Origin of the sequence: Quyinboa sediminis, assembly GCF_042219855.1 — a bacterium.
Lineage (GTDB): Bacteria > Bacteroidota > Bacteroidia > Bacteroidales > UBA5342 > JBHJHP01.
In genome coordinates, this window is record NZ_JBHJHP010000007.1 from 257,229 (window position 1) to 269,497 (window position 12,269).

The following is a 12,269-nucleotide window of genomic DNA, read 5'->3' on the forward strand; positions in this document are numbered from 1 at the left end:
ATATAATGAATCCTATTTGTTTGATTGGTTAGAATAATACCACCCGTTCCGGGTTTACAGTACCATATATTAACGGTTTTTTTACAATATTGACATCCCTTCGGGATTAAACCAAATTTACAGACCGGCTATAACTACACAACCAAACCCGAAGGGTTGTTATTTTTGTAACTGTGTACTTTCTTTGATGAAAGAAAATCCTGAAAGGATGACAGTATTAATATCTCAGGATCTGATTATTTTGATCATTTATTTTATTATAACAGTGCCATCCGTTCCGGGTTTATGCTTTTCGTCCTATCTATTCTTTTACAATAATGGCATCCCTTCGGGATTAATCCAAATTTACAGACCGGCTATAACTATACAACAAAACCCGAAGGGTTGTTATTTTTGTAACTGTGAACTTGCTTTGATGAAAGAAAATCCTGAAAGGATGACAGTATTAATGTCTCAGTATCTGAATATTTTGATCATTTTTTTTATTATAACAGTGCCACCCGTTCCGGGTTTATGATTTACGGCTAATTTATTCTTTTACAATAATGGCATCCCTTCGGGATTATGTTCAACTTACAGACGATTTATGACCAAATAACAAAACCCGAAGGGTTGTTATTTTTGTAACTGTGAACTTGCTTTGATGAGTCAACTTATACCGAGAATGTTATGCAGGTTATTTATTCCGTTATCCCGTATTAAAAGCATCCTCACGCCAAACGGCAAAGGATAGTTGGGAATCTGATGACCTGCAGGAAACCCGAATACAACCGGAATATCGGAATCCTTTGTAACCTCCAGTATAATCGAACGCACATCCTTCCCAAACGAAGGTTTGCTGTCTTTCATATCGGTAAAGGCCCCGACCAGCAATGCACTGATCCGGTTAAAAACACCGCCCAGCCGGAGATTCTGCAGTAAGCGGTCGGCATGATACAGGTTCTCGTTCAGGTCCTCCAGAAAAAGGATTTTACCGTCATAAAAAGGTTCATACATTGTACCCCTTAAACCAGCCATAACCGACAAGTTTCCACCAACCAGTTCACCACTCACTGTGAATTCAGTCTGCGAGGCTTCACCTTCCCAGGAATATTCAATGCTGCCTTCAAAAAGAAACTGTTTCAGGTAATCCAGCGATCGGTCCGTTTTATATTTTATCAGGTTTTCAAAATTTTTAGGCATCGGGCCGTGGATGCTCGCAATTCCACTCCGGTTCAGCAGACTGTGTAACACAGAAATATCACTGAAACCGATAAGCCATTTCGGGAAATCGCTGATTTCAGAAATAGATATCCTGTCGATATACTGCACTGAGCCATAGCCTCCCCGGGAACAAAATACAGCCTTTATCTCAGGATCATCCATTGCAGTCTGAAGATCAGACAGGCGTTCATTTATTGAACCCGAGAATATATGATACGCTCCAGCGGCATGCTGACCTGTTCTGACTTCCAGTCCCCATTCGGTTAAAAACGATTCTGCCAATTCCAGGATCTCTTTTTCAATTTGTCCGGCAGGTGATACCAATGCTACGGCATCACCTTTTTTCAGTTTATCAGGGATAATCATTGTATTGTTTTTATAAGTCTGAATATGCGTTCTCCCAGACTTTCGAGGAGTTCCGGAGCCCGTCTAATTGAATCCTCCACACTTCCCCGACCGTCGCTAATTGTAAAGATACCACCAAATCCAAACGAAAACAAATCTCTGTAACCATCACCCAGCTGACCTGCGACAGCGATAACAGGCTTATGATATTTTTGAGCCAGAAGGCTTACCCCATAAGGAGTTTTTCCATGTATAGTCTGACCATCAATCTTCCCTTCACCTGTGATCACAAAATCAGCAAGCGCAATTTTATCTTCCAGTTTCACTGTTTCACTGATCAACTCAAAACCGGGAACCAACTCAGCACCTGCAAAAAAGTATAAGCCTGCACCAAGCCCACCGGCAGCTCCACCACCTTTTAGGTTCAGTAAATCTGTTCCCGTATCTTTTTTTACGATCCCGGCAAAATGTGTCAGGTTTGCATCCAGTTGCTGTACCATCTCAGGTGTGGCGCCCTTTTGCGGTCCGAAAACTGCCGAAGCACCTCCCTGACCGGTCAGAGTATTGCTGACATCACATGCCACACGAATCACCACATTTTTCAGGCGTTGATCCAAACCGGAAAGATCCATTCTGTTCAGGTTAACAAGGTCTCCTCCACCACCTAAAAGTTCCCTGCCTGAGGAGTTGAGAAGTTTAGCACCGAGTGCTTTAGCCATACCGGTGCCTGCATCGTTTGTGGCACTACCGCCAATGCCCAGAATCATTTCCCTGCAACCTTTATCCAATGCGGCTTTTATTAACTCACCGGTACCAAATGTTGAGGTTAGTAACGGATTCCGTTCATTTGTGGTCAACCGTTCAATACCCGAAGCCATTGCCATTTCAACGATTGCCAGTTTGCGCGCTTCATGCCAGCCAAATGCCGCTGAAACCGGGCGCATTAACGGGTCGTGGACTTCAACCGGGATTTTTTCTGCATGCAGGGCCAGACACATGGCATCCAATGTTCCCTCACCGCCATCGGCAATCGGGATTTCATGGATAAGAGCATCAGGATAAACCTTACGGATCCCCGCAGCAACATGTTCCGCCACACCGGCGGAAGACAAACAATCCTTAAATGAATCAATGGCAATTACGATGTTCATACACTGTTATTTTATACCAGCCAGACTGTCTGGTATGGTTTTAAGACAATCTCCTGTGAACCAATGGCTTGTCGTGTCAACAGATCGTACTTAAAATGTTGAATATCTTTTACTGCAACAATCCTTCGTTCCACGGAACTGATATTTGAGATGCAGAGAATGGTCTGACCTGTTTCATGGTTTGATCTGATAAAGGCGAAAAAAGACATGCCTATATCCAGTATTTCCTGGGCTGCATCAGGATGAAAGGCTGATTGCGCCTTGCGCAGTTTTATAAAATGCTGCAATGACCCGAATACGCCTGCCTGATACGATCTGCCTGATATGATGGATTCTATTTCGAACAACCAGTATTTTCTGCGGTTGATGGCCCGGTTTTTAATCTGCATTGCTGCTGCATTGTAATCATTTGGCGTTCCGAACATGGAATGGATATAAAAAGCCGGCACACCTTTAAGGCTCATCATAATCAGTTGTGAACACAGGAACCGGTCCACCTGGAAATTATCCGGTTTATTGCCTGTGCCCTTCATGGCATCAAAATAGGTGATGTTGATTTCGTACGGTTCTTCTGTCCCGTCCGATCTTCTTCGGTTAGAGATCAATGCACCGAAATTGATCATGTTGTCAACCAGTCCGTTAATTTCTGCACGACTCACCAGACCTTCCAGTGGCCGAACCCCAATGCCATCGTGAGATGCCGTAAAATTGAACCATGTTCGCTTCTCACCCGGATCATCAAGTGAAGCCGCCCATCTTGTCAACGCACCGGCATTGCCCATATTCATGGTAAACAGCAACAGTGGTGGCAAGGGAAACTGGTAGACCATATGTGCTTCATCCCCACGTCCGAAATAGCTGATGTTCTCCAGATGTGGTACATTGGTTTCCGTAATCAGGATCACATCCGGTGCACAATAATCTATAACCAGACGTAGCAGTTTTATGATCTCATGTGTTTCCAGAAGATGTACACACGGCGTACCGCTCGATTTCCAGATAAAGGCAATGGCATCGAGGCGGATCACCCTGGCACCATTATGAATATACCATAGTACAATCTTAACCACCTCGAGCAATAACATCGGATTATTGTAATTGAGATCCACCTGATCGGCACTGAAGGTGGTCCATGCCTTTTTAACGCCGCTAACAGACTGGTAGTTTGTAACAAGTGGAGTGCTTCTGGGCCTGACCACAAGCCGGGTATTAAAATCCTCCTCCGGTACAAAAAAATACTCTTTTCCCGGTGCCTCCCCCATCAAAAACTGCCTGAACCAGTCGTTCTGGCTACTGGCGTGATTGACCACCAGATCGGCCATAAGTCTGAAATCATGGCTTATTTTCCTGATGTCCTCCCAATCGCCGAGTTCAGGATTAACCCGGTAAAAGTCTTTGACCGCAAACCCGTCATCGCTGCTGTAAGGGAAAAACGGCAATATATGTATGGTAGAAAAGATCTCCCGGAAATGATGTATGAGAAAACTGTAAAGTGTTCTGAGCGGCATTTCCTCTTCCCTGATCAGGGTATCGCCGTAGGTAATCAGAAAGATATCCTTTTCGTCCCACAAGGTATTCCTCTCCTTCTCTGTCCTGTTCTGATCAAGTAATTCCTCAAAAAGCTTAAAATAATTGTCATCCACACGCGATCCGTACACCGTGTACAGATGTGCTTTCATCTCCTCCATCAACATAAATTGTTCCTTAAGCGTTATCTTCCTCTACCGCATCGTAAAACATATCTGAAAACTCAGGTATTGCGCTGATCACCCTTTTCCATGAAGGGATATACGGCACCAGATCCGGATAATCGAGAAACTCTATTCCTGCTCGGTATATATTCTGTGCAAACAGATCCACGGTTTGTTCTTCTGCATCGCGGTCTATTGATAAGCCATTGATCACCGCGTCAGCCGTGTAGCGTTCCACGAAATCGAGTGCAATTCGCGTATATGTGGCCTTAATTGATCGAAATGTCCCTTTATTAAAAATACGTCCGTTAATGGCCATTTTCACGAACAGGTTACGGGCAATATCGAAACTCATTTTTGATAAGCCGCCATTCGGATTCTCCTGGGAAACAGGCTGATGTTTATGATCATATGAGTCTGCAATCTCAACCTGGCAGATCCTGTTAAACGAGTTATTTCGCTGAACCTCTGATAAAATACCAACTTCCAGTCCCCAGTCGAACGGAATACGAACCGTTTTCATCACGTCTGCACGCATGGAGAATTCACCTGAAAGAATGTAACGAAAACTATCCATAAATTCCAGATACTCATCGTCCGGAAAAAATTTCTTCAGTGTCCGGATCAGCGGTGTAACGAGCAAACGGGTTGCCCTGCCGTTCAGTTTTTCGTCATCGGCTCTGAAATAATATCCCTTACAGAATTTATAGTTGAATGTTGGGTCAGCAACCGGATAATACAAACGGGCCACCATATCACGGCTGTAGGTAATAATGTCGGCATCGTGCAGTGCTACGGCTTCGGATTTTCCGGAAGCAATCATATAACCAAAACAAAACCATACATTCTGTCCCTTACCGGCATCTCCATAATGGATTTTTTTACTGATGAGCATTTTGCGCAGTTCCTGTAATCTGGGGCCGTGATTCCACAGGATACGATGATGCTGTGGCAGCACACTGAAGTATTCTTTCGCATGTTCAAACTGCTTTTTATCTGCAGCATCCAAACCAATTACAATTTCCGAGATATACGGAATATCTTTCAGTGTCTCCACAATCTTAGCCAAAGCCGGTTTTTCCAGTTCTGAGTACAGAGCCGGAATAATCAGGCCCATAGGACGGCGTTTTGCAAATTTCGCCAACCGGGTCTCAAGTTCCTCAACCGGAGTTTTTCTGAAATTATGCAGGGTTGTAACATAACCATCCTGATAAAAATCGCCCATAATATTTATATTAAATTATTTCAAGTAATTGCGTTAGCGCGGTTATAATGTGATCGGGTCTGGTCATTGAGGCCTGCGGATGATCCTCCCGCAAGCGATACGCCCGCTCATCTCCGGCATAAAATACGGTTTTAAACCCAACCTCATTGGCAGGCCAGATGTCCTTCAGCATATCGTTTCCCACATATAATACTTCATGTGGCAGAATCCCAAGTTCCTCCATTCCAGGAAACAAAGCTTTATAAATGGCAGTATCCGGTTTGCCCTTCAACAGTTTATATGAAAACACCGACAGTTTTTCCTCAAACTGATCCAGAAAAGGCCTGCCGTCAATTCTGTTATACAAAAAATAATTCATGATGACGGGTGTATAAAACTGTGCATTGGATACAATACCCATCTTATACCCCTTGTTCCGGATGCCTTCAAGTGCTTCCTTTAATCCCGGCATTGGCCACACCTTATTGCTTCTCAGTTCAAACACAAAAATAAAGGCACGTAAATCGAATGCATCATTCAGATGTATCAGACCAAGCTGATCAGCATCTGCCAGCACATCAGTCCAGACTTTTTCGATATCCACTTCCGGAAACGGGATCCCCTTTTTACGGCTTCTTTCTTTATGCACTTTAACCATCAGCTCGTAAATGTCGTGCATATAGATCAAAGCCTCATCATCATCGGTAGTGATCTCAATACCTGCTGCGATACAGGCATCCTTATACATATCTGCTGAATATTCAGCCTGCATAACGTCGCCCGATGCAGACATGATCAGTGTGCCGTAAATATCAAAAACAACAGCCTTTATTCCGGTTTCCTTAATGTAAGTTGCTATAGCACCGGTGGGACGTATATCAAGTGGTTCAATACGTTCCAGCCAGGATTGAATCTTTCCCAAATACGGTTCAGTCATGCTTAAAATTTTACAAATTCTGTTCTTCTTTTAAGAAACAAGTTAAAAATAACAAATGTTCTCCAATTCTCAAAACTATCTTTTCATTATGACAGATATATTGATGTTTTACTTCATTTGTGTTAATATTTACATAAGTTATCATTTATTTAGTTAGCAATCCTTATCACATCCTTCTTTTTTGTTTAAATCCTGAATTATTTTCAGAACAGGAATGGCCACTCCGTGCATTAGCATCTGGCCCCACTACTACAGAAAAATATAAAGGGATATGCTTTGCGATGTTGGCAGAAAGGAATTTTTTATATTTTTGATGAATTAAAATGCAGTGTCCACTCTGCAGCATTGCCACCTTAGCTCAGTCGGTAGAGCAACGCATTCGTAACGCGTAGGTCGTGGGTTCGATTCCCATGGGTGGCTCTTTTTTAAGACTCACCCCAGTCCTCAGTTCCAGCCCGTTCTTTTCAAGACAGCCCTCTCTATCACTGCACTTTATTCCGTGACAAAGAGGGACGGTTTGTACAAGCGGACCCGATTATAGCTTTTCAATTCTTTTCTGATTGCCAGATTCATACGCTTTAATCCGAACATCTCCCAATCACATGTACCTGTCCGAACACCCTCCCCGGGCACGACCGTAGAGAGGGTTTAGGGAGGGCCGTAAATAGGGAGCTTACAGGTTTGCCAGGAGCCAGGGTGGGTCATGAATTATTTATTTCAACATGCTACAAAAAGCCGACAAGAACGTTCTTCAATTTTCATCTGCTGTGCGCGGCTTTGGATTTACATGACTTATATACCCATGGCTGCGCCATGGGTTGAATTGCGGTTTGCCCTTCAGGCAAAGTATTTTCCGTATCCCAACAAAAATCACCTTGTCCGAACACCCTCCCTGGGCACGACCGAAGAGAGTGTTTGAACTTGCAGGTTTGAAGTAAACCAGGGAGGGTCAGTAATTTTCTGACTCACCCCAGACCTCAGTTCCAGCCCGTTCTTTTCAAGACAGCCCTCTCTGCTACTTCTGCAATTTTGCAATTTCAACTTTTTAACCGAAATTTGAGTATACTACTATTGTTGTAGCATTTTACCTCCTTGCCTGCCTTACTTGTTGATACGTTCTTATGCATAACAAAAAACTTCATATAGTATTAATTTAACTGGATGCCATGAAAACAAATTTTACGCAAAAAATCATCCTTCTGTCTCTTCTTATAACCTTGTTTGCCACCGGTTCTGGCCAGGCTCAGACCATAATACCTAACGGAGGTTTTGAAAACTGGAGCACCAATACCTTATTCTCAGCTCCAGAGGTATGGTTGAGTTCTGCAGAGACAGATGGTTCTGCTATGTCCGCTGAAAGAGTAACAGATGATGCAACAGATGGAACGCAATCCATTAGACTTTTAACCGTAATGGAAAACGGAGAATTATCGCAAGGTCTTGCTGCTTTAGGTGAGCCGGCTGATGAAGGTGTAAATGGTATTTCATGGACACAGACGTTTACAAATGTACATGCATCCATAAAATACACGATTCATGACGGTGATGCGGGAATTATTTTATGCGATTTATTCAATGCTGATACACTAACCGCAACCTTATTTTATCTGGTGACAGGTAGTTCCGCAGAATGGACAGACATAGACATGCCCATTGTGTATAAAGGTGCAGGAACACCGGTTCAGCCGGAAAAAATGTTCCTGGCATTTGTCAGCAGTTATCCCAAAGATATTCCACCTGAACTCGTAGATGATTCTTATGATCCGGAGGCATTTACCGCTACAGAAGGAAGCTGGATGTCTATAGACAATGTTTATTTTACCAATGGAGAAAATAGTGATAAAATTTATCCCGGAAATCATAGCTTTGAGAACTGGTACGAGGCTGTTCTGACCGATCCGGACAGCTGGCAGAGTAATAACAGTAACTTTCTTAACGCTGACGTTACGCCTGTGACACGATCCGAAGATGCTGCAGAGGGAACCTATTCAGCAAGACTGGAGGTTATGAATGCCTGGGGATATAGTGAAGCCTGGTTAAATCTCGGTTCACCTGATACAGGCATTGTTTTTACGGATAAACCCAAGGCTTTAATGTTCTCCTATAAATATGTTCCTGCAGATGGTGATATGGGTGGCATGAACCTGAATTTCAGTGGGACAATTGATGGTGTTTACTCCGAATATTTTGGCGGAACCGGATACCCGTTTACAAAAACAACAGAGGGCTGGGTTGAGGTGTTCCGGACACTGGATTACGATTACGCAGATAATTTTCAACCAGACCATATGAGGATCCATTTTATGGCAGGAAATAAAGATGGTTCAGTACTTTATATCGACAATCTGAAATTCGTAGATGTTACGCCTACATCCATCATTGTAAGAAACAGCGAAACCGGCGATCCGGTGAATTATGCCCAGGTTAGTATCAGTGGATTTGATTATTACATTCAACTGGACGGGAACGGCATGGCAGATATTTCACTTCCTGACGGTGAATTCACTTATAAAGTTGCTGCCCAGGGTTATAATACTTCTACCGGCAGTTTTACCATTCCGGCAGATGGAGACTCAATAAGCGTCCAGCTCACTCCCTTTGTTCCGGATCCGGAAAAACCCGTACTGAATATTACCGATAATGACGAGGATAAAGTTTATTTTGATGGTGACACCTTATCCGTGGAGATTAAATTACCGGATTCCTATCCTATTCCTAACGGTTTACAGGTTAACGTGACACAATATCTGTATCCTGACGGTTCAGCTAACCCCGAAACTTACACGATATTTCGCGAAGGCACGATGCAGGTATCTACTGTGACCAATAATACCGTAAATGTCACTGGAATTGTTGGCGTGATCGATAAACCAGGAATCATCGGGTTTAATGCCAAAGTAAATATTGGGGTGGAATACAATATCGGAACATATCCTGTCATTGATACCTACCGCTATAATCCTGATCTCAGCAGCTACGGACAGGCTTTTGCAGGGATTGCCATACCAGATGATGCAGGCATAACCACTCAACCGGAGCTTAGTAAGCTTGCCAATCTTTTTGGTTTTTCTTCTGATCCGGAAAATGATGTGCCGATAGCTTTTGTAAAAGAAGGTCAGGGGCATATCCTGTTCAATCCCGGTCTGAATTTTATTGATCACAGAGATGAATTGAATCATTTAAAAGATGGTATGCACATTATGGCATCGCCTGAAACAGGATACTATGCTGAGATAAGTCCGGCCTGGCTGCCATTCCTCAGCAACACACCGGCAACCATAACGTTGGAAAATATCCCGGATGGTATCCCGGCATCTGAAATTGAGATCATGCAAACAAATTTTGGCGTCGCACCTGACCAATATTCATACAGCTACACCGATGGTTCAGCCAGCATAGAAAACGGAGCATTTACCTTTAATGTTTATGGATTCAGCCGGTATTCATTAAGGCATGATGGTTTGAAAGCCACAAAAACACAAATGGCAGATAATAACAGACTACAGATTTACCCGAATCCTGCCGGCGACTTTTTGCATGTTTCTTCACAAAAAGAAGTGACGTATTTAACCGTCAGTACGCTCAGTGGCCGAACAGTTATTGAAGAAGCTGGAATCAATAATCAGTCCCTGGATATTCACGCCTTATCACCGGGCTATTATATGCTGAATATTACAACAAAAGATGGTGGCAACAGCATGCTTCCATTCATTAAAAAATAAGAGAGTTTTTACGAACCAGGCCCCTTCAGAATTTGAACTTCTGAAGGGGTTTTATTAAGGATGATGCATTATTAGTAATAAACATCTGCATGATCCCAATGGTATAGTGAAAAACGAATGATAAAAAGACGGTACGAATTCCACCTTCACAATCTGGAATGGATTTACATGATTTACATACCCAAGGCGGTGCCTTGGGCTAAAGTGCTTTTTGCCTTTCAGGCAAAGTATTTTCCGCATCCTAATAAAAATCTCTGTCCGAACACCCTCCCTGGACACGACCGCAGAGAGGGTTTAGGGAGGGCAGTAAATAGGGAGCTTACAGGTTTGCCAGGAGCCAGGGTGGGTCATGCATTATTAATTTCAACATGCTACAAAAAGCCGACAAGAACGTTCTTCAATTTTCATCTGCTGTGCGCGGCTTTGGATTTACATGACTTATATACCCATGGCTGCGCCATGGGTTGAATTGCGGTTTGCCCTTCAGGCAAAGTATTTCCCGAATCCCAACATAAACCACCTGTCCGAACACCCTCCCCGGGCACGACCGTAGAGAGTGTTTAGGGAGGGCAGTAAATCAAGGAGCTTGCAGGTTTGTCAGGAGCCAGGGTGGGTCTGGTAATCGTAATTGAATCCCATAATTGGTTTTGCACATCTGATGAAATGAAGCACATATAACAGATTCATAACAAAACATATTGGAAAAACGTCATTTTTTTATGTAAATTGTTAGTGCCAAAAATTATAAAACTCTCCAAATGAAAACTTTAATTCTTTTACTGCTATTGGTTCCTGTGACCTTTTTCGGACAATCCTTTGAATTTAGTATTGAACCCTTGAACCCGGATGTCATTGTTGATTCCATCATCTTCTATATTCCAGGTAGTGAAAACCCCTTTAAAACAGATGAAGCCACCGAATTTATCATCGAAGAAAAGGCAAGCTCTTTTTCTGTTGTAAAGGAAACCGGCTTCAGCATCTATCCCAATCCAGCCAGTGATCATTTTACCGTGAACATTAGCCATACGATAGCACAGATACGAAGTTTGACGATAACCGATATCGCAGGCAGGACTATTTATCAATCCGTCGGTTCACTGCAGCAAAATATTGAACTTAACAACATAGTTCCAGGACAATACGTTATGACGATCGATCATGGAAATAAAAATACAAGTACCTCTTTCCTGGTTCAGGGATCCGGATCAATACATATTGAATTAGTGACTACTGAAACCGGCAACAATTCTTTATATACAAAATCTGTTCAATCTGCCATTCCTCTTCCCGGTCCATGGATGACAGGCCGGCCCATAATTATGGATATTTTTAGCAGATATTCGAACATCCCCTATCAAACTGTTTTGCCTGTTACACCTAAGGAAGAAGATACCGGCAGAACCTATACCTTTATCATCTATGCCTGTACAGATGACAGCGGCAAACATTATCCGGTAGTGGAAATAGGCGACCAGGTGTGGATGGCTGCCAACATGGCTATGGAGACCGATAGCGGTAGCCTGGTATACGATTCAGACATGACCAATGCTGAAAAGTTCGGGATGCTATACGACTGGGAAACTGCACAGGATGTATGTCCTGATGGCTGGCATCTTCCATCTGATGAAGAGTGGATACAACTTGCAACACACCTGAAAACCCTCACCGAGGATACCCTGATTGCCGATTGCCTGAAAATGCCTGAGGAATGGCTGGTTCCTGTACAGCTTGTTCCCAATGTTGGATTTAAAGCCCTGCCTGCAGGAGCATTTTATCCCTATGGAGATACCTATTTCTATAATTTGTTTTCTTCGGCTTATTTCTGGACAAGCGATGAAGCACCGGAGGATAATAGCAAAGGGATCATGAGAAAACTTAATGAAACGGATGCCAATCTCATACGGGGATACTCTGTAAAAGAGTATGGGTTTTCTGTAAGGTGTGTAAAAGATGCTGAACCGGAAGAATAAACCAAATTCCTATTTGGGTACCCCTTGTATGCAACGAGGGGTTTTT

The 12,269-nt window shown here is 43.1% G+C and carries 7 protein-coding genes and 1 tRNA gene; 3 read left to right on the top strand and 5 right to left on the bottom strand.

What is annotated here, in order from left to right; all coding sequences use genetic code 11:
• Nucleotides 1-648: 648 nt before the first annotated feature.
• The 5 genes from ACE1EF_RS16615 to ACE1EF_RS16635 are packed head-to-tail and all read right to left on the bottom strand — an operon-like array spanning nt 649 to nt 6,531.
• On the bottom strand, nt 649-1,569 hold the full coding sequence (locus ACE1EF_RS16615; RefSeq protein ID WP_375721818.1) for a S66 peptidase family protein: 921 nt from the start codon (nt 1,567-1,569) through the stop codon (nt 649-651).
• Nucleotides 1,566-2,699, bottom strand: coding sequence for a glycerate kinase (locus tag ACE1EF_RS16620; protein ID WP_375721819.1), 1,134 nt, complete (start codon nt 2,697-2,699; stop codon nt 1,566-1,568). The genes ACE1EF_RS16615 and ACE1EF_RS16620 overlap by 4 nt, the downstream gene beginning before the upstream one ends.
• An 11-nt stretch (nt 2,700-2,710) precedes the next feature.
• Nucleotides 2,711-4,387 carry a sugar phosphorylase gene (locus ACE1EF_RS16625; protein ID WP_375721820.1) on the bottom strand — a complete coding sequence of 559 codons (1,677 nt, stop codon included), beginning with the start codon at nt 4,385-4,387 and terminating at the stop codon, nt 2,711-2,713.
• Between the two features lie 16 nt (nt 4,388-4,403).
• A complete protein-coding gene (locus ACE1EF_RS16630) occupies nt 4,404-5,615 on the bottom strand; it encodes a glycosyltransferase family protein (protein WP_375721821.1) in 1,212 nt (403 codons plus the stop codon).
• Between the two features lie 10 nt (nt 5,616-5,625).
• Nucleotides 5,626-6,531: an HAD family hydrolase gene (locus ACE1EF_RS16635; protein WP_375721822.1), complete on the bottom strand. Its 906-nt coding sequence runs from the start codon at nt 6,529-6,531 to the stop codon at nt 5,626-5,628.
• Nucleotides 6,532-6,878: 347 nt separating this feature from the next.
• On the opposite strand from ACE1EF_RS16635, the gene ACE1EF_RS16640 reads away from it, so the two are divergent.
• From ACE1EF_RS16640 to ACE1EF_RS16650, 3 genes are all read left to right on the top strand, one after another.
• Nucleotides 6,879-6,951 (top strand) — tRNA-Thr (locus ACE1EF_RS16640).
• Between the two features lie 746 nt (nt 6,952-7,697).
• On the top strand, nt 7,698-10,253 hold the full coding sequence (locus ACE1EF_RS16645; RefSeq protein ID WP_375721823.1) for a T9SS type A sorting domain-containing protein: 2,556 nt from the start codon (nt 7,698-7,700) through the stop codon (nt 10,251-10,253).
• 758 nt (nt 10,254-11,011) lie between these two features.
• The gene (locus ACE1EF_RS16650; protein WP_375721824.1) at nt 11,012-12,223 is read left to right on the top strand and encodes an FISUMP domain-containing protein; all 1,212 of its coding nucleotides are present in this window, start codon (nt 11,012-11,014) and stop codon (nt 12,221-12,223) included.
• The last annotated feature ends 46 nt before the right edge of the window (nt 12,224-12,269 follow it).

What these genes read in the sequence shown, in the direction of transcription:
- ACE1EF_RS16615 (WP_375721818.1), bottom strand. Translation starts at nt 1,569, where the DNA reads ATGATTATCCCTGATAAACTGAAAAAAGGTGATGCCGTAGCATTGGTA.
- ACE1EF_RS16620 (WP_375721819.1), bottom strand. Translation starts at nt 2,699, where the DNA reads ATGAACATCGTAATTGCCATTGATTCATTTAAGGATTGTTTGTCTTCC.
- ACE1EF_RS16625 (WP_375721820.1), bottom strand. Translation starts at nt 4,387, where the DNA reads ATGGAGGAGATGAAAGCACATCTGTACACGGTGTACGGATCGCGTGTG.
- ACE1EF_RS16630 (WP_375721821.1), bottom strand. Translation starts at nt 5,615, where the DNA reads ATGGGCGATTTTTATCAGGATGGTTATGTTACAACCCTGCATAATTTC.
- ACE1EF_RS16635 (WP_375721822.1), bottom strand. Translation starts at nt 6,531, where the DNA reads ATGACTGAACCGTATTTGGGAAAGATTCAATCCTGGCTGGAACGTATT.
- ACE1EF_RS16645 (WP_375721823.1), top strand. Translation starts at nt 7,698, where the DNA reads ATGAAAACAAATTTTACGCAAAAAATCATCCTTCTGTCTCTTCTTATA.
- ACE1EF_RS16650 (WP_375721824.1), top strand. Translation starts at nt 11,012, where the DNA reads ATGAAAACTTTAATTCTTTTACTGCTATTGGTTCCTGTGACCTTTTTC.